The organism is Paenibacillus sp. YAF4_2, from assembly GCF_052113225.1.
In the GTDB taxonomy this organism is placed as follows: domain Bacteria; phylum Bacillota; class Bacilli; order Paenibacillales; family Paenibacillaceae; genus Pristimantibacillus.
In genome coordinates, this window is record NZ_JBFRCT010000002.1 from 99,205 (window position 1) to 117,861 (window position 18,657).

13 protein-coding genes are annotated in these 18,657 nt (G+C 46.3%); 11 read left to right on the plus strand and 2 right to left on the minus strand.

The window, feature by feature from the left end; translation table 11 throughout:
• Positions 1-5 precede the first annotated feature (5 nt).
• The 6 genes from AB4Y93_RS04455 to AB4Y93_RS04480 all read left to right on the plus strand — a co-directional run bounded on the left by AB4Y93_RS04455 (position 6) and on the right by AB4Y93_RS04480 (position 8,895).
• Positions 6-959 carry a glycoside hydrolase family 43 protein gene (locus AB4Y93_RS04455; protein ID WP_441889397.1) on the plus strand — a complete coding sequence of 318 codons (954 nt, stop codon included), beginning with the start codon at positions 6-8 and terminating at the stop codon, positions 957-959.
• Between the two features lie 193 nt (positions 960-1,152).
• The gene (locus AB4Y93_RS04460) at positions 1,153-2,898 is read left to right on the plus strand and encodes an extracellular solute-binding protein (protein WP_441889399.1); all 1,746 of its coding nucleotides are present in this window, start codon (positions 1,153-1,155) and stop codon (positions 2,896-2,898) included.
• Between the two features lie 92 nt (positions 2,899-2,990).
• Positions 2,991-3,905 (plus strand): ABC transporter permease, encoded by a 915-nt coding sequence (locus AB4Y93_RS04465; protein WP_441889401.1) that lies wholly within the window; start codon positions 2,991-2,993, stop codon positions 3,903-3,905.
• A 19-nt stretch (positions 3,906-3,924) separates the two neighbouring features.
• Positions 3,925-4,824 (plus strand): carbohydrate ABC transporter permease, encoded by a 900-nt coding sequence (locus tag AB4Y93_RS04470; RefSeq protein WP_441889403.1) that lies wholly within the window; start codon positions 3,925-3,927, stop codon positions 4,822-4,824.
• A gap of 22 nt (positions 4,825-4,846) precedes the next feature.
• Positions 4,847-6,589, plus strand: coding sequence for a glycoside hydrolase family 2 protein (locus AB4Y93_RS04475; RefSeq protein WP_441889405.1), 1,743 nt, complete (start codon positions 4,847-4,849; stop codon positions 6,587-6,589).
• A gap of 257 nt (positions 6,590-6,846) precedes the next feature.
• Entirely contained in the window at positions 6,847-8,895 is a 2,049-nt protein-coding gene (locus tag AB4Y93_RS04480) for a GxGYxYP domain-containing protein (protein ID WP_441889407.1), read from the plus strand.
• A gap of 309 nt (positions 8,896-9,204) precedes the next feature.
• On the opposite strand, the gene AB4Y93_RS04485 is transcribed toward AB4Y93_RS04480, so the two are convergent.
• A complete protein-coding gene (locus tag AB4Y93_RS04485) occupies positions 9,205-9,870 on the minus strand; it encodes a transcriptional regulator (protein WP_441889409.1) in 666 nt (221 codons plus the stop codon).
• A gap of 335 nt (positions 9,871-10,205) precedes the next feature.
• Here AB4Y93_RS04485 and AB4Y93_RS04490 point away from each other — a divergent pair, with 335 nt between their 5' ends.
• From AB4Y93_RS04490 to cysI, 3 genes are all read left to right on the plus strand, one after another.
• Complete coding sequence (locus AB4Y93_RS04490; RefSeq protein WP_441889411.1) at positions 10,206-11,195, plus strand: cell wall hydrolase; 990 nt, start codon at positions 10,206-10,208, stop codon at positions 11,193-11,195.
• Positions 11,196-11,495: 300 nt separating this feature from the next.
• Positions 11,496-13,331 carry an assimilatory sulfite reductase (NADPH) flavoprotein subunit gene (locus AB4Y93_RS04495; RefSeq protein WP_441889413.1) on the plus strand — a complete coding sequence of 612 codons (1,836 nt, stop codon included), beginning with the start codon at positions 11,496-11,498 and terminating at the stop codon, positions 13,329-13,331.
• 119 nt (positions 13,332-13,450) lie between these two features.
• The gene (gene cysI, locus AB4Y93_RS04500) at positions 13,451-15,181 is read left to right on the plus strand and encodes an assimilatory sulfite reductase (NADPH) hemoprotein subunit (RefSeq protein ID WP_441889415.1); all 1,731 of its coding nucleotides are present in this window, start codon (positions 13,451-13,453) and stop codon (positions 15,179-15,181) included.
• 48 nt (positions 15,182-15,229) lie between these two features.
• Here the strand turns inward: cysI and AB4Y93_RS04505 are convergent, their stop codons facing one another.
• A complete protein-coding gene (locus tag AB4Y93_RS04505) occupies positions 15,230-16,393 on the minus strand; it encodes an ROK family protein (protein WP_441889417.1) in 1,164 nt (387 codons plus the stop codon).
• Between the two features lie 187 nt (positions 16,394-16,580).
• Between AB4Y93_RS04505 and AB4Y93_RS04510 the strand changes: the two genes are divergently transcribed.
• Positions 16,581-17,849, plus strand: coding sequence for a lactate racemase domain-containing protein (locus tag AB4Y93_RS04510; protein ID WP_441889419.1), 1,269 nt, complete (start codon positions 16,581-16,583; stop codon positions 17,847-17,849).
• A gap of 28 nt (positions 17,850-17,877) precedes the next feature.
• Positions 17,878-18,648: an SDR family oxidoreductase gene (locus AB4Y93_RS04515; protein ID WP_441889421.1), complete on the plus strand. Its 771-nt coding sequence runs from the start codon at positions 17,878-17,880 to the stop codon at positions 18,646-18,648.
• The last annotated feature ends 9 nt before the right edge of the window (positions 18,649-18,657 follow it).

An 18,657-nucleotide genomic window follows, 5' to 3' on the forward strand; every position in this document is an offset into this window, starting at 1 on the left:
AGCAAATGACACAACGTAAAAACTTCTTCAACCCCGTGGTTGCAAGCGCTGCCGATCCGTGGGTGCTGAAGCATACTGACGGCTATTATTACTTCATGTGTACACGAGGGGGCTGTCTGGAACTTACACAATCAGCTAGTTTGACAGGACTTGCAGAGGGGCGCAAAAAAACGATTTGGACACCGGAGCAAGGCGGACGGTATAGCTCCAACCTTTGGGCACCGGAAATTCATTATCTGGATAGCAAATGGTACATCTACTATACGGCTAATGATGGCGGCGGCGATGATTCACGAAGAGTTTGTGTACTCGAGAATACGGAGGCTGATCCGCTTGAAGGCGAGTGGGTATGGAAGAGCGCTCTTGATACTCCTGTTCCAGGCCTTGATGGTTCCGTGCTGATCATGCATGACCAGCTCTACTTCTTGTATGCCGGTTATGGGCATTTCCCGGATTATGGATCAGCGATTTATATCATGAGAATGACAAATCCGTGGACGTTAGAAGGAGAGCAGACTTTACTTACCGCTCCAACTTTGGACTGGGAGAAGCAAGGTGGTATGGCCATTAACGAAGGTCCGGTTATTTTGAAACGGAACGGACGAGTGTTCCTCATCTATTCAGCCAGTACGACATGGTCGGAAGATTATGCGTTAGGGATGTTAACGATGGATGAGAAGGCTGATCCTATGCTGCAGTCCTCTTGGACGAAATCGATGAAGCCTGTTTTCCGCAAGAGCGTGGAAAATAGCGTGTATGCTACAGGGCACAACAGCTTTACGAAGTCTCCAGATGACGCGGAAGATTGGATCGTATTCCATGCCCTTCCTGCTGTGGGAGTTGAAACGAAGTTCCGTGCAACCCGTATTCAGAAATTCGATTGGCATCCGGACGGCACACCAGACTTTGGCATTCCGTTTGGAGATGAGCAAGCTTTGGAAGCTCCGTCAGGCGAGTAAGGATTATTTTTTTGTTAATTGATACAGTAATTTTGTAACTAATTACTTTTATTGTGAATTGGAATCGATCTAAAGTCCTTGATTTAAGCGAAGTCTGCTATTTCTAAGTTTTATTAGTTCTAATATTTTAATATGAAAACGTTGACAATTTAAATTGGCACTCCTATTAAAAAGCGAAAGCAGGGGGATAAAAATGGGTAAAATGAAAAACCGTTTGCTTAACCTGTTACTTGTGTCCGCAATGTCAGTTTCTGTTCTAGGTGCATGCAGCAACAATAATGATCCGAAGGAGTCATCCGAGCCGGCTGCTACAGAAAGCTCGGATAATGGGACACCAGCCGAAACGGCAGCCTTCTCCGATATTAGTCAGACGATTCGTGGGAATAAAACGCCAACTCAAGAGCAGATGGATGAAGTCAACAACACGATGAATGATACTTACCTCGGTGACCTTTACGATGAGAAAATTCCAAGCCATTATGAGGCTTATCCTTATAAAAAGGACGTTACGCTGGACGTATGGCTGCCGGCTGATTCGAATATCCCGGATATGAATAATCAGGTTGTGCAGAAGCAAGTTGAGAAGCTGACCGGCATTAAAGTGAACTTCATTACGCCGCCAGTAGGACAGGAAGCAGACGCCTTTACCCTTATGATTTCCTCCGGTGAGCTGCCTGACATTATTATTGAGCCAGAACGTTACCCAGGTGGGATGGAAGCGGGCCTCAAAGATGGTGCTTACCTTGATTTGACCGATTTGATGGAGAAGAACACACCTAACTATTCGGAATGGCGCAACTCGGATGAGACAAGAAGAAAAACAACGGTAACAGACAGCGGTAAGCTGCTCGGCTTTTACGGCATTGCTCCATATTCTGAGTGGATGTGGTTCGGCATGCTGATTAAGAAGGAAGCGCTCGAGAAGACAGGTATGGAAATTCCAACTACGATGGATGAATGGCATGCTTTCCTGACAAAAGCAAAGGAAGTTGGATACAGCGAGCCGCTTAACTACGGTTCTACGTACGGCCAAATCTTTACGGGTATTATTAACGGTGCATTTGGCGTTTGGGATTGGACGTTTATGGATGCTGACGGCAAGGTTCAATGGGGTCCGGCACAACCCAAAGCGAAAGATTACCTGACAACTATGCAGCAATGGAATAAAGAAGGGCTGCTGAATCGTGACTGGGCAACTGCTGACTTTAACCAACGTATGGCAAGCGCCATTTCGAATAAAACAGCTGTTATGATGGACTCCCCGGATACGATGTGGAGCTACTGGAAGCAGCAAAACAATATTGATTTCGTAGGTGCTTTGAACCCCGTGCTGAACGCTGGCGATAAAGCAGCCACCACTTATAAAAACTTTAAAAGAACCGGCAGATCAGCTGCGATTACAACACAAGCAGATGATGTGGAAGCTGCAATGGCATGGCTTGATTTTGCCTACAGCAAAAAAGGCTGGGAGATTCTGAACTACGGCGAGTACGGCAAGACTCATTTGGTTGATGACAGCGGAAAGCCTTATTTCCAACCAGAGAGCAACATCTACAAAGATCCAGATGGTCAACCAGTTGCGACTACTCTTGTGAAATACCGTATGCATTCCTGGCCTGATATCCGCGATGAGCATAACTCTAACCCGCTTATCGTTGCAGAGGGCAGCTATTCGGGCGATATTCGTAAGTACTGGACGGAAAATATGGACACAAGCGTAGCTATGCCGCCAATTACATTTACACAAGATGAGGCATCCCGTGAAGCCGAGCTTGGCAATCAGCTGTCCACGCTGCGTGGCGAGTATTTTGCGAAGATTATTTCGGGCCAGCTTCCGGTAAGCGCGTACGATAAATTCCTGAGCGAAGCGAAGAAGATGGGACTGGATGAGTTCCTGAGCATCCATCAGGCAGCGCTTGATCGTTATAACCAAAGATAACGAACGGTTAATTCAGGAGGGTGAATGGGCAGGGCTGCTCGCGGATTTTCGCGAATGGCTTTGCCCATACCTGGAAATAAGGTGGTGGGTGCATGAAGACAAGTCTCATTATTAAGAAGGATGTTAGAAAAAACTGGTTTGCTTATTTGCTGGCCGTGCCGGTCATTGCATGGTTTGCTATTTTTTGTTACGGACCTATGTGGGGTCTCTTGATTGCCTTTAAGGACTTTAAGCCGTTACTTGGATTCGCGGACAGCGATTGGGTCGGGCTGAAGCATTTTATTGATTTCTTTGAAGGGCCATATTTCTGGAGAGTTGTGAAAAATACGCTGCTCCTCAATGTTTGGGGCCTTGCGTTTGGGTTTACTGCTCCAATCATACTCGCCTTGATGTTAAATGAAGTGCGTGACGGTAAATTTAAGAAGCTGGTTCAGACGATCACGTATATGCCGCATTTTATCTCACTTGTTGTTGTGTGCGGGATGATTCATATTTTTACAGAAGACGAAGGGGTCGTTACTCAGCTGCTGCAGTTGATTACGGGCAAGGACTATACGTCTCTGCTTGGCTATTCCTCCTTCTTCAGGCCGATCTACACCTTCTCCGATATTTGGCAGACCATCGGCTGGTCCAGTATTATCTATCTGGCTGCGATGAGCTCGATCGATTCTACCTTGTATGAGGCAGCTGATATTGACGGCATTGGGAGGCTAGGGAAAATGTGGCATATTACGCTCCCTCAGATCAGTCCAGTTATCGTTATCCTGTTTATCTTTGCCGTAGGCGGCATAATGGCCTCGAGTTATGAGAAGATCATTCTCCTCTACAATCCATTAACCTATGACAAGGCGGATGTTATTGCATCCTATGTCTACCGCAGAGGCTTACGAGAAGCGAGCTTAAGCTATTCCACCGCTGTTGGTTTAGTCAGTTCCCTGGTTAACTTTGCTCTTCTATGGGTGACGAACAAAATAGCAAGCCGCAAATCTGACGTGAGCTTATGGTAGGAAGGGGGATACATGTACGATGAAATATTATTCCGTTGGCAGCAGAGTATTTGATATTATCATATATTTCTTACTTGCTCTCTTAACCTTGTGTTGTCTGTATCCAATCGTCCATATCCTATTTGCTTCTGTCAGTGATCCGGCGAGGCTGGTTGCACACAAAGGAATATTGTTAAATCCACTTGGGTTTACGATTGACGGCTATAAGCTGATTTTCAAAGATAACAGTCTATTGGTTGGATACAAGAATACAATCCTGTATGTAGGCCTTGGCACACTCGTTAATATGATTATGACGATTATGGGCGCGTTTGTTTTATCGAGACGGGATTTATATTTCAAGAAATATATTATGATCATCATTACGATTACGATGTTTTTTGGCGGGGGATTAATTCCTTGGTTCTTATTGATGAAAGATATCGGCCTGTACAACAATTTATGGGCTATGATTCTGCCAACCGCGCTTAGTACGTGGAATATGATTGTGCTCCGGACGGGCTTTCAATCCATTCCTACGGAGCTCGAGGAAGCGGCAATTATTGACGGTGCAAGTCAGATTAAGCTGTTAATCAATGTAATTATTCCACTGTCCAAAGCTACCTTGGCCGTTATCTTCTTATACTATTTGGTTGGCAACTGGAATTCCTGGTTTAATGCGATGGTTTTGCTTAAAGATCGGGATCAATTCCCGCTGCAGCTGCTGCTGAAGGAGATTCTGGTAGCGAATGACTCTACGGCAACCTCACAGGGCAGCGCCGGCGGCGTTATCATCGACAGTGCTTCAAGTGCTACGGCATTCCGTGAATTAGTGAAGTATTGCACAATTGTGTTCTCAACACTTCCAATTTTGATGGTCTATCCATTCCTACAGAAATATTTTGTAAAAGGTGTCTATGTTGGTTCGATTAAAGGCTAAGAGCAAAGGAGCTTACTAACGTATGAAACTTGATTTTCCGCGTCCCGAATACCCGCGTCCTCAGTGGGTCCGGCCTAATTGGATCAACTTGAATGGGGAATGGCAATTCGAAATCGATCATGGCAAAAGTGGCAAAGAACGCGGATATGAGCAATCCGCACATGTGTTGTCTGATAAGATAACGGTTCCCTTTTGCCCAGAAAGCAAGCTCTCCGGAGTGGAATATAAGGACTTCATGCCAGCTGTCTGGTATCGAAGAGAAATCTCTGTACCAGGCAGCTGGCTGAATGGCAAGATTCTGCTGCACTTTGGTGCTGTGGATTATGAAACGGAAGTGTGGGTTAACGGAGTATCTGTGGGCACACATCGTGGAGGCTATTCTTCTTTCCACTTTGATATTACGCCAGCCGTTACAGCTGGAAGTAATGTGATTACGGTTTGTGCAGAAGATGATGTTCGTTCCGGGCTGCAGCCTCGCGGAAAGCAAAGTGAAAGATTCTATTCGCATGGCTGTGATTATACACGTACGACAGGAATCTGGCAGACCGTTTGGCTTGAGCAGGTGCCTCAGTCTTATTTGGCAGGTATGAAGATTGTAACGGATCCGGAGAACGATTGTGCGCATCTAGAAGTGAAGATCGGAGGTGAGGGTGCTGGAGCAACGTTAACGGCTACAGCCTTGTATGAAGGAAGAGCGGTTGGTGCTGCCACCAGCGTGGTGTCTGGAGCGACTGTCAAGCTGTCACTTCCTTTGTCTGAGATTCACTTGTGGGAGCCAGGTCATCCACAGCTGTATGATCTGGAAATCAACTTGGCGAAGCAAGGACAAGTGAGTGATACGGTCCAGTCTTACTTTGGTCTTCGTACGATTAAGCTGGATGGCATGGCGGTTCGAATTAACGGTAAATCTGTGTTCCAGCGCCTTGTGCTGGATCAGGGTTTTTATCCAGATGGCGTCTATACCGCCCCGTCTGATAATGATCTGCGCAAAGATATCGAAATATCGATGGGTCTTGGCTTTAATGGTGCAAGGCTCCATGAGAAAATGTTCGAACCTCGTTTCCTGTATTGGGCGGATAAGCTGGGCTATTTGGTGTGGGGCGAGCATGCTAACTGGGGCCTTGATATTACGGCAGCTGAAGGCTTAGCCCGGTTCCTGCCGGAATGGCTCGAAGGAATGGAGCGGGACTTTAATCACCCTGCACTTATCGGCTGGTGTCCGTTTAATGAAACATGGGACCGGGATGGTGCCAAGCAAAACAATGATGTTCTGCGTATCGTTTATGAGGTGACGAAGCGGATGGATCCGACACGCCCTGTTATCGATACAAGTGGTAATTTTCATGTCATAACGGATATATTTGACATACATGACTATGATCAGAATCCGGAGACTTTCCGGGCTAGATACGAACCGATGAAGGCCGGTGGCGAAGTATTTAATACATTCCCGAACCGGCAGAAGTACGAAGGACAGCCTTATTTCGTCAGCGAGTATGGCGGCATTTGGTGGAATCCGGATCAGAAGGATGAGAAGTCTTGGGGTTACGGCGACAGACCGAAATCGGAAGATGAATTCCTTACGCGGTATGCGGGATTGACGGATGCTTTACTTGATCATCCAATGATGTTTGGGTTCTGTTATACGCAGCTTTATGATGTGGAGCAGGAAGTGAATGGGTTGTACACGTACGACCGGCGTCCGAAATTTGATCCTAAAGTCATTCATAGTATTAATGCCAGAAAAGCTGCAATTGAAGATTAATCGTGCTGTAAAAAGGCCTCTTCGGAGGCCTTTTTCTTGTTTTGCTGTTTGGATGGCAGTATGCGACTAAAGACCTTGGAGGGCTTAAATTAGAACTATTTATTTGGGAAATTTTGTCGAAGTAGTTGAAATGACATATATAATATATATAATATGTCTTGTGAGTTAAGGACTCTATGCTAAATCATTGGGAGGTGGGGAGTCAGSGTTTCGAAAGGCATGCATCATCACTAATTCATAATAAGAGGTGTGGGAACATGATTCGAAAATTAACGGCAATCAGTTTAGTTGTTGTCAGTACGCTGTCTTTCTCGGCGGGATCTTATGCAACGCCCCAGCCGGCGGCGCAAGGATCCGCCATTTCATGGCCAAATAATCAAGCGCTTCCATCCTTCAAGCAAGGCAAGCAGCTAGAGGTAGCGGATATTTATGATGCACCAGGTGATGTGAAGCTGTTGTTCTCCACTTTGCAGGGCATCGTGAACAGGAAGGAAACTCGAATCTACCTTCTGGAAAACAAGGAAGAGGGTAAGTTCAAATGGTTGAATGATCTGAACGTCGATTATAAAGTACGAGATGATTATTATGATATTTTGAAGCAGTATAAAAATGAAGTTAAAGGTATTATCATTTATGACCCTAATGTACCGGATTCCGTGAACGTGGCCACAACTCTGGCTGGTCTTCGTGACGGTGTAGCTGTAAGTCCTGAGCTGGCTGTGAAGCTGCAAGCTGCACCGTATGGCTTTAAGGTGATCGAGGATCTTCAAGGGAAATTTAAAGACCGGGTAGATGCTTATACATGGCAATACGAGAATCTGTGGAAAGAAACGACTCACCGGATGCTCGTGGGCCTCAGCCCTGAAGTATCGGCACGTCCACCTGCGAATCAGCCTGATACATATAAGGTTGTAGCACAGGAGAAAACGGAAGAGCGCGATGCGAAAAACCGTCAGGTGTATGATATGGACTTGTCCCAATTTGTAGCGAAGCCTGATGTGTATGTGAAATTCGGAGATGCGTTCACCCAGGATGGCTGGGGAGCAGCCGTTCATGAAATTACGGTGAAGGCTGACGGAGAAACGATCGCTCATTTCCTGCCGGGTACTGCTGATGAGAAGCCTTACCTGTACGACCCGCAAGGCTCCCAAGTGTCGTCGGGAAGCGGCGGTCACCGTTTTGCTGATGGCGGCAACTACTTCACGTATAAGTTCACTCCGCCTGCGGGCACGAAGGAGCTTACAATGTCTGCCGAGATGTGGAATGAGTACAAGGTGAGTGCCACTAATGACCAGCCGTTCTCTTCTCAGACGAAGGAGCCTTATGGTTACCTGCGTGATTATGCCGTAGCAAACAAAGCAATGGTATTCTGGCTGGATTCGAATGATCCGGCTGAAAAAGAGCTGTTTGAGAAAATTTTATCCGATGTGAAGCCTGGTACACCGTATCTTGGATGGTTCAGCAATGACTTCCAAGGTGAATTCAGCGGGGTAGAGGTTGCTTCGAATCATGGCGTGTACGTTCTTGCAGCTGACTGGTTCAGTAACTTGACCGTATTCTCCGGAACGAAACCAAATTTTGCGAAGCCTAAAGCTCCAAAGCCGGTGAAACTGGATAATAAAATTTATGTAACGTATACGTTCAGCGAAGGCGACAACCTTCAATACAACGAGCATAAGCTGCGGATCCTGTGGGATGACCCGAAACGCGGCCAGGTGCCAATCAACTGGACATCCAGTCCGCTGCTCTACGATGCTGCTCCAGCTATGCTGAACTACTTCTACGGCACAGCAACAGCGAATGATCAGATTATTGCCGGACCTTCCGGAGCAGGTTACTTCTACCCGGCTGCATGGCCGGAGAAATCGCTCACGGAATTCCTGAAGAATACAAAAGATTACATGAAGAAGACTGGAATGGAAATTCCATATGTGCTTAACCGCTTGAACGGTGAAAACCTGCCGCTCAGCAAAGCGAACAATGCAGCTTACCGCGATCAGTATGATGCGAAGGGCATCTTCATCGGCTGGGATAACTTCACTAAAGTAGATATCGTTGACGGTCTTCCGACTTCCAACATTCTAGGTGTAGGCTCAGTAAATGATGCGAAAAAAGCGCTTGCTGATGCAAAAGCGAAATGGGATGGCAAATCGCCGCTCTTCGTATCCCTTGGTATTCTCGCATGGGGCATGACGCCTACAGATTTGGCTAACATCACAGCTGGACTTGATTCTTCGTATCAAGTGGTATTGGCAGATCAATACTTCTCGCTTATTAGAGATGCTAATGGCTTGCCTAAGAAATAGTCTTTATTAGAAAGAAGACCTCCGGATGTCCGGGGGTCTTTGTTTATTGAGGCTTCTATCCTCTAGTGGATCGTCACCTGCTTGTCCTCTGACAAACCATTCACCCAGCCACCCACCTCGCTAACGAATCGTCAGATGCATATTCCTCGAATAACAGCTACTTCAAGAATCTAACGAATCCTGTTAACGCTATTTGGCTAGTTGAAGACAAAATGATGCACTTTTGAGGGGAATAGCGATACCAGGATTCGTTACAACTCCGGCACCATCAGTTTTGAGCAAATAGCGTGTTGTAGATTCGTTAGAGTTTCATTTAGTTGTTTGAAATTGTGCGGGTAGGGCAAATGTACGGTAACGCTGCTTGCCGCTGGCTACGATGAGAAGTTGGTGTTCAACTAAGCTGTGTAGAACCCGGCGTGCATGCTGGTCGGAAATCCGAAGATGAGAAGCGAGCTCCGATGGCATGAAAGGACGCAGTAAACGTGTTGCATAGCGAATAGTTTCCGCCTCAAGCCAGCCTAATGACTCTGGCACATCTGTTGCAATAAACTTTCCGATAAAGGAAAGCACGAGCTGCTGACAGCGCTTTGGTTCATCTGTGATGGATAAATAAGCAATCGACAAAAAGATCCAGTCATCAAGCGTTAATAGGCAGTGCCGCCAACACAGATCTTTGAAGCGCCTCACATCCAAATCTCTTGCGTGAGGTCCATAGCCTTGAATTTCAATACCGCCTTTCATTTCCCCGCCGGGCATATACGCCAGATCAAGATAGCGGTATCCGTTATGGAAATCGCGAACCTCCCACTCCGGATATAAATGATTAAAGTTGCGGACGGCTGGGAACCAGACTGAACGGAGAAACTCAACTGTGCCATGGTCAAGCCCTTTTTCAAGTAATTCTCGTCTTCGATGATTCTCTTCTTGTTGAATCATGGATTTCATCCATTCTTCATAAGCATGGTCGAATTTCATAATTGCACAACACATCCTTTAAAAAATTAGAATCTCATTCGTATCGTTGTTCGTGCCGTTACCACAAAAAAACGCCGTTTTGACATCATCCCACCTCATGGGGGACGGTTATCAAAACGGCGTGTTCTTCACGACCAAACAATATATGTTCAGTATAAATCGATAATAAATGAGAAACAATCTGCTCTTTTATGAGAAAAATGAAAGAATTAATAGCGAATATCTTCATTTCTGTGAAAATGTTAATCCAAACTTTATATTTCTCTGTGGTACAATTACCCAAAAGCATGAACGTATCGGGCTTTATACCTACATAAATTTATAGGGAGGTATATATGATCATACATAGTAAGCTTATGAAGTGCATAATAGGATTGGCGCTCATATTGCTCAGTATCGGAACGGTGTCCGTTGTCTCTTCTGGAGCAGCATATGCGGCAGAAGCAAACGCATCGATTAAGGTGAATGACAAGAAAGTGAAGTTGTCCGATTCGGTTATCGTTCAGAAGAACAGAATGTATGTGCCTGCAGCAAGTATCGCTACAATGCTTGGTGCAAACGTAAGCTGGGACAATGAAAATGAAGAATTAACTTTAGATACGGAATTAAATGATGAAGTTGTTTTCGGAAATGGTGTGCCGGTTGTTTATTTCAATGACACCCGTTATCGGATGGATGCAGTTCCATTCATTGAGGACGGCCGACTGTACGTACCACTTCGTCAGCTGGCTGAAGTGCTCCATGCCGATCTATCCTGGAACAACGACTCCAACACGGCTGAACTTACTGAAGTGGAGCGTGCCGCAGTAACGGAAGAGTACGGAGTGGCGGAGATCAGCGAGGAATACGGCATCGGCGCATCGACCCTACTGAAGCGCAACGGACTGGGCAGCAAGGATCAGGTTAAGCCAGGAGCAAAGCTTAAAGTTATCATCCCATCGTTTCTTGATAATCAGGTTGCAGCCTATTCCCAATCGGATTTGACGCTGCTTGCCAAGATTTCGGTGGTGGAGGCAGGAAAAACTTCTTATGAAGGACAGCTGGCGATTGCCAATGTCATTCTGAACCGCGTGAAAGACCCGAAATTCCCAAAAACGATACATGATGTGATTTATTCCGGAAAGCAGTTTCCTCCAGCTCATAACGGTCTACTTGATCAAACAAAGCCAACTGCTAGTGCCCTTCGGGCAGCCAAGGATGCGCTGAATGGGAAAAACAACATTGAAGACGCTGTTTATTTCTTTAATCCACGTGTTACAAAAGGGGCATTCTGGTCCAGCCTGGATGTCGTCGTGACGATTGGCAGTCATAGCTTCGCAAAATAATAAAAACCCGCTAGACACAACAATGTGTTTAGCGGGTTTTTCGCGTGGCGATCATTTATGATCTGCTGACTTAGCCTCGGATGAGGAGAACATGCATCGTATAACCATAATTAGGCAAAGAATAAGCCGATTGGATTCCAATACACAGCTTTATAAAAAAAAATGATTAATTTTACAAAATATCTTATAGACAAATTTCGACTTATACATTGAACCTGAGGTAAGCCTGCGTTAGTATAAAGATAGTATAAAACACAGTATCGAAGTCGGATTTTATAGATTGATGTGAGGTGGATAGAGTTGCAACTTCTTGTGACGAACAGTCCGTTTACAAGTGAGCAGGCGGAATTAATTAACAAGCTGCTCCCAACTTTAACGGAAGCTCAGAAAAATTGGTTAAGCGGATATTTAAGTTTTTATGCTGCAGGCAATGTTGCAGCGGCAACGGCAGAAGCGCCAATTGTAACTGCTGAAGCTCCTGCAGCAGCAGTAATTCCGGAAGGTCCAAAGGAAGCGACGATTTTGTTCGGATCGCAAACCGGCAATTCGCAAAGACTGGCTGGTCGTTTGGGTGAGAAGCTGAAAGGCCAAGGCTTCGAGGTAACGCTGTCGGCGATGAACCAATTCAAAACAAACAAATTAAAAGAAGTTAGTTATCTGTTTATTGTGGCTAGTACACATGGCGAAGGAGATCCGCCGGATAACGCGCTGACGTTCTATGAGTTCTTGAATGGCAAACGTGCGCCTAAGCTGGAAGGAACGAAGTTCTCTGTCCTGGCGCTTGGCGACACATCGTATGAATTCTTCTGTAAAACAGGTGCAGACTTTGACACCAGACTCGCTGAGCTTGGTGCTGAGCGTATCGTTGATCGCGTCGATTGCGACGTTGACTTCGAAGATGCAGCCGCTGCTTGGATTGCTTCAGTTAACGGCGCAGTAAGTACAGCTTCTGCAGTATCGGCAGCTCCACAAGGAGCAGCAGCCGTATCACAGGCAGCAGTAGAATCGGAATATACACGTGCTAATCCGTTTATGGCTGAGGTTCTGGAGACACTGAACCTGAACGGCAGAGGCTCGGATCGCGAGACTCGCCATCTTGAGCTGTCACTGGAAGGCTCCGGTCTTACTTATGAGCCTGGCGATGCGGTTGGTGTATATCCACAGAATGATCCATCTTTAGTAGAAGAGATTATTTCATTCCTTGGTTGGAACTCGGATGAGAAGGTTGTAACGGGCAAAGCAGGCGAAACTTCGACGCTCCGTGAGGCGCTTCTTCATCATTATGAAATTACGGTATTAACGAAACCTCTGCTTGAAAAAGCGGTTGCCTTCTCTGGTAACAGCAAGCTGGCAGACTTAGTTAAGCCAGAAAATAAAGAAGATCTGAGAGCTTATACAAACGGGCGGGATCTGCTTGATTTGCTTCGTGACTATGCGCCTTGGACAATTCAAGCAGGGGATCTTGCTAACTTGCTTCGCAAGCTGCCTCCTCGCTTATATTCCATTGCAAGCAGCGTGAACGCTCATCCGGAAGAAGTTCATCTGACAATCCGCAAAGTGGAATACGAAGCTCATGGCCGTGACCGTAAAGGCGTTTGCTCGGTATATACTTCTGAGCGTCTGCAGCCTGGCGACAAGCTGCCGATCTTTATTCAGCAGAATCCGAACTTCAAGCCTCCTGTTAACACGGATACACCGGTTATTATGGTGGGTCCAGGCACAGGTGTTGCACCGTTCCGTGCATTCTTGGAAGAGCGTGAGGAATCGGGCGCTGGCGGCCAAACTTGGCTGTTCTATGGCGACAGACATTTTGTAACAGACTTCCTGTACCAGACGGACTGGCAGCGTATGCTGAAAGACGGCGTATTGTCGAAGCTGGATGTAGCATTCTCCCGTGATTCGGACGAGAAGGTTTATGTACAACATCGCATGCTTCAAAACGGTGAAGAGCTGTACAAATGGCTGGAAAATGGCGCACATGTTTATGTATGCGGAGACGAGAAGCATATGGCACATGATGTGCAAACCGCACTCCTTACGATTATCGGCCAGTATGGCGGTAAATCTCCGGAAGAAGCGGCAGCTTATCTGTCCCAGCTGCAAGAGCAAGGACGTTACCAACGAGACGTATACTAAGCGCTTGAACAATAGCGCAAATAGATATCAGAGTTTTCTCCGATTGACTTCGGTCGCTCGAAGAAAACTCAATAGATGAGTATCTACCCATTATATGGGTAAAGGAGCGAACAATAGCAATGGCAAAGAACCATAAAGTCGAGCCTATCGGCGGACCGCCGAGCGACGTAGAACACCTGAAACTGGAAAGTAACTATTTGCGCGGTTCGTTGACAGATTCCCTGTCTAACCGTATTACGGGCGGTTTGCCCGAGCTGGATAACCGTTTGTTGAAATTCCATGGCAGCTATATGCAGGACGACCGCGACTATCGTAATGAGCGTCAAAAGCAAAAGCTGGAGCCTTATTTCCAATTCATGCTTCGTGTTGTAACACCAGGTGGTGTAGCAACGCCAGAGCAATGGCTTGTTATGGACAGCCTGGCTGATAAATATGGGACGGGCAGCCTTAAGCTGACTACGCGTCAAGCATTCCAACTACACGGCGTATTGAAGTGGAATTTGAAACATACGATTCAAGAAATCCACCAAGCTATGCTGACAACACTTGCAGCTTGTGGTGACGTTAGCCGTAACGTCATGTGTAATCCGAATCCTTATCAATCGGAGCTTCATAGCGAAGTATTCTACTGGTCGCAGCAGTTGACGTCGCATCTGGCGCCTAAGACACCTGCCTACCATGAAATTTGGCTGGATGGCGAGAAGGTAGTCGACAGCACGGAGCAAGAAGGCGTAGAAGTAGAGCCCATTTATGGTCCAGTCTACCTGCCGCGTAAGTTCAAGATTGGTATAGCTGTACCTCCATCCAATGATGTTGATGTGTATTCGCAGGATCTTGGCTTTATTGCAATCGTTGGTGAAGACGGCAAACTTGCAGGCTTTAACGTAAGTGTTGGCGGCGGCATGGGTATGACACATGGCGATACAGCGACTTACCCGCAGCTTGCTAAAGTGATTGGCTTCGTTACTCCAGATCAAGTATTGGATCTGGCTGAGAAAGTTGTAACGATCCAACGCGACTATGGTAACCGTTCGGTGCGTAAATACGCTCGTTTCAAATATACGATCGACCGTCATGGCATGCCTTGGTTCATTGACGAGCTTCAAGATCGTTTGGGCTGGGAGCTTGCTCCTGCTCGTGAATTCCATTTCGAGCATACGGGCGACCGTTATGGCTGGATTAAAGGCAAAGACGGCAAGTGGAATTTGAACCTGTACGTTCAAGCCGGCCGTGTAGTTGATACAGAAGACAACAAGCTGAGAACGGCACTTCGTGAAATCGCGAAGATCCATACTGGTGATTTCCGTCTGACGGCTAACCAGAACTTGGTTATTGCTAACGTAACTACTCAGAAGAAAACAAAAATCGTTGCTTTGCTGAAGGAATACGGTATTGCAGAAGGCACTCAATATTCGGCTCTTCGCCGCAGCGCCTTGTCCTGTGTGGCATTGCCAACTTGCGGTCTGGCAATGGCAGAGGCTGAACGCTACCTGCCTTCCCTGATTGACAGACTGGAGCCAGTTCTTGCGGAAGCAGGTCTCCGGGACAAAGAAATTAATATTCGTATGACGGGCTGTCCGAACGGCTGCGCGCGTCCAGCACTTGGCGAAATTTCGTTCATCGGTAAATCGCCAGGCAAGTACAACATGTACATGGGTGCAGGCTTCTCAGGCGACCGCCTGAGCAAGATGTACAAAGAGAACATCGGCGAAGACGAAATTATGGATACTCTTACACCGATCATTCACCGCTATGCAGCTGAACGCAACAATGGCGAGCACTTTGGCGACTTCGTCATCCGTGCAGGCTATGTGAAGCCTGTTACAGACGGCACGAACTTCCACGAATAAGGAACACAAAAGCGGTACAGAGATGAATTCTCTGTACCGCTTTTTTTATTACCCGTTATAAGGGAGATTTAACACCGGAACCTGAAGGAAGTTTTGAATGGCTAATGCGCAAGCACCAAGAACACAGGATTTTTTGCCGATCGATGAAATCTTCATTTCCCGGTAGTGGCTGATTCTGGAGTTCAGATTTTGCCTGATTGTCTGCAACGAATGTGGATCATTACGCAATAATTCACTGTCCAGCACAACAACTTCAGGATTATAAATATTAATAATGTTATTTAATCCGATGGAGAGGTAGTACATGAACTGCTCCATAACCTCCAGCACGACCACATCCTTGTCCTGAACCCATCTCTTTATTTGCTCATAAGTGACGTCTTCGCCAGGCTTCTTGGCGCGTAATAGTTGAATCACACTCGACTCGGAAGCGTACTTCTCCCAGCAGCCTTGATTGCCGCAATTGCAAGGCAGACCGCCAGGCATAACAATCATATGGCCAATCTCGCCAGCGAAGCCATCTTGTCCGCGGAAGAAGGTATGATTATTCATCATGCCAAGGCCAATTCCAGAGTACAGCGTCACGGACAGCAGATCGGCAGTTTCATGATGGAAAAATACACGCTCAGCAAAAGCACTAAGATTGGCATTGTTCTCAAGCTTTACTTCTATGGAAAGAGCTTTCTCCAGATCATTTTTTAACGGAACATGATGCCAGTCGAAGGAAGGAATATAGTGAATCACTTCTTCGGTGGATACAAGTCCATGGATGGCTATGACGACACTAACAATGCCGTATCTGCTGGAAGCGAACTGCTCTTGGTATTGCTTGATATGAGTAATTAACAAGGATAGAATGTCGGGATAGGCTGTTGTTTCTAATGTAATCGTATTGGCAGCAACCAGAGTTCCTTGAAGGTTGGAGATCGCAAATGAGATTTGGTCAAATTCCAGATCTACGCCAATCGCATAGCCAGCCTCAGCATTTATTGAGAGCATGATAGGCTTGCGACCGACAAGGTTATATTCCATATCCTTTTCCACGACTAGCTGCTCATCAAGCAGGTCCGCGACTTGTCCGGATACAGTTGCTCTTGTAAGTGCAGTGGCTTTGGATACATCTGCCCTCGACAGCATGCCTTCCTTTAAAATCTCTTTAAGAATTAAAGCACGGTTCATTTTTTTTATATAAGAAGCATCGCCGGTAATCATCTATATTGTTTCCTCCTAAAAGAATCGGTACACGATTTTTGTGACGATTCTTACTTCGTAAGCATAAGACCAGTCATAGCATAAATCCAGAATTGACAATGGGGAAGGGGCTTGATACATTAATAATACAATTAATTCGTTTAATAAACAAACAAATTATTCAAGAGTGATAAAGGAGCGATTACAGATGGGAATTTTGCAGGATCTTGTAAAAGATATTCCGATTCCTCGCATGGCCAAGGTGAAAGTGAATTTCGATGATACGAAAATTGAAGACCTTGCAAGTGAACTGCTTCCGAAGCTTCAGCGTGAACAAATTGCAAGCCGTGTAAAACCTGGGATGGAAGTTGCAATTGCTGTAGGCAGCCGAGGTCTGGACCGATTGGTTGAAATTACGGCTATTACCGTACAGTTTTTAAAGGATGCAGGAGCTAAGCCGTTTATCGTTCCAAGTATGGGAAGTCATGGCGGTGCGACAGCAGAGGGACAACGCGAGGTGCTCGCTCATCTTGGGGTTACAGAGGAATCGGTGAAATGTGAAATCCGTTCATCCATGGAAGTGGTGCAGCTTGGCGAACTTCCGAATGGGCTGCCTGTCTATATTGATAAATTCGCAGCTGCAGCTGATGGCATTGTCGTCATTAATCGAGTCAAACCGCATACAGCTTTCCGGGGCAATGTTGAAAGCGGCATCATGAAGATGATCAGCATTGGCCTTGGCAAGCAAAGAGGCGCAGAAGCCTGCCATCAGCTTGGCTTCAAATATATGGCAGAGAATGTTCCAGCTATGGCAAAGCTGATTATGGAGCATAAACCGGTATTGTTTGGTGTGGCTTCGATTGAGAATGCCTTCGATAAAGTCACTTTTGTTGACACTCTAACGCCGGATGAGATTGTAGAGCGCGAGCCGCAATATCTTGCTATGGCGAAAGAGCTGCTGCCAAAGCTGTTTTTCGAACAGCTGGACGTTCTTGTTATTGATCAAATCGGAAAGAACATTAGTGGTGATGGTATGGATCCGAATATTACAGGCCGCTATCCAACTCCTTATGCGCATGGAGGTCCTGATGTTAACAAGATGGCGGTGCTTGATCTGACCCATCAGACCGAAGGGAATGCAAACGGCGTAGGAACAGCAGATTTCACGACGCAGCGATTAGTCGACAAAATGGACTTGGAAAAAACGTATGCGAATGGTTTGACATCAACCGTAGTCGCACCGACCAAAATTGCCACGACACTTCCAAATGACCGTGAAACGATTCAAGCATCGATTAAGACTTGCAATATTTTGTACTTTGATCAAGTGAAGATGGTAAGGATTAAAAACACGCTGGAGATTGGCGAGATCGAAGTGTCCGAGGCACTTCTGGAATATGTAAAGCAGCATCCGCGGATGGAAGTTGTGGAAGATTTGTATGAGCTTTCTTTTGACAAGAGCGGTAACTTGTTCTAAATCATAACTCACAGGGGAGAAAAATATAATGACAAGTTTATTCGATTTGACGGGGAAAACAGCAGTAGTTATTGGAGGAAACAGTGTGCTTGGTTCATCGATGGCAGCGGGACTTGCTGAACATGGCGCTCATGTTGCCATAGTTGGCCGTAACTTGGATAAAGCGCAGCAAGTTGTTGATGACATTATTAGCAGCGGCGGCCGCGCGAAGGCCTTCCAGGCAGATGTTATTTCCAAGGAGTCCTTGATTCAGCTGCAGTCTGAGATTGAAGCATGGAGAGGCGGCTGCGACATTCTTCTGAATGCACCAGGCAAGAACAGCGCAACCCCATTCTTCGAGCTTGAGATGGAAGAGTGGGACGACATTATGGAGGTTAATCTGAAGGGAATTGTCCTTACCTGCCAGATTTTTGCGAAGCGTATGATTGAGCAGCAAAGAACAGGCAGTATCATTAATATTTCTTCAGTATCCTCGACTACACCGTTATCCAGAGTATTTACTTATTCGGTGTCCAAAGCAGGACTTAACAGTGTAACGCAGTTCCTCGCGCGTGAATTTGCCGAGCAAGGAATTCGGGTGAATGCCATTATTCCAGGGTTCTTCCCTGCTGAACAAAATCGTAAAATCCTAAGTGAAGAGCGTGTAGCATCCATTATGAAGCACACGCCGATGAACCGGTTTGGAACGCCTGAGGAGCTGCAAGGTGCAGCAGTGTGGCTGGCTTCAGAGAAGGCTTCTGGCTTTGTAACAGGAACGTTAGTGCGGGTAGATGGCGGTTTCGGCAGCATGACGATCTAGAGAGGGGAA

Bases quoted from the DNA above. Each gene is read 5' to 3' on its own strand.
- AB4Y93_RS04510 (WP_441889419.1), top strand. From the start codon at position 16,581: ATGGGAATTTTGCAGGATCTTGTAAAAGATATTCCGATTCCTCGCATG.
- AB4Y93_RS04455 (WP_441889397.1), top strand. From the start codon at position 6: ATGACACAACGTAAAAACTTCTTCAACCCCGTGGTTGCAAGCGCTGCC.
- AB4Y93_RS04490 (WP_441889411.1), top strand. From the start codon at position 10,206: ATGATCATACATAGTAAGCTTATGAAGTGCATAATAGGATTGGCGCTC.
- AB4Y93_RS04465 (WP_441889401.1), top strand. From the start codon at position 2,991: ATGAAGACAAGTCTCATTATTAAGAAGGATGTTAGAAAAAACTGGTTT.
- AB4Y93_RS04515 (WP_441889421.1), top strand. From the start codon at position 17,878: ATGACAAGTTTATTCGATTTGACGGGGAAAACAGCAGTAGTTATTGGA.
- AB4Y93_RS04485 (WP_441889409.1), bottom strand. From the start codon at position 9,870: ATGAAATTCGACCATGCTTATGAAGAATGGATGAAATCCATGATTCAA.
- AB4Y93_RS04475 (WP_441889405.1), top strand. From the start codon at position 4,847: ATGAAACTTGATTTTCCGCGTCCCGAATACCCGCGTCCTCAGTGGGTC.
- AB4Y93_RS04460 (WP_441889399.1), top strand. From the start codon at position 1,153: ATGGGTAAAATGAAAAACCGTTTGCTTAACCTGTTACTTGTGTCCGCA.
- cysI (WP_441889415.1), top strand. From the start codon at position 13,451: ATGGCAAAGAACCATAAAGTCGAGCCTATCGGCGGACCGCCGAGCGAC.
- AB4Y93_RS04470 (WP_441889403.1), top strand. From the start codon at position 3,925: ATGAAATATTATTCCGTTGGCAGCAGAGTATTTGATATTATCATATAT.
- AB4Y93_RS04505 (WP_441889417.1), bottom strand. From the start codon at position 16,393: ATGATTACCGGCGATGCTTCTTATATAAAAAAAATGAACCGTGCTTTA.
- AB4Y93_RS04480 (WP_441889407.1), top strand. From the start codon at position 6,847: ATGATTCGAAAATTAACGGCAATCAGTTTAGTTGTTGTCAGTACGCTG.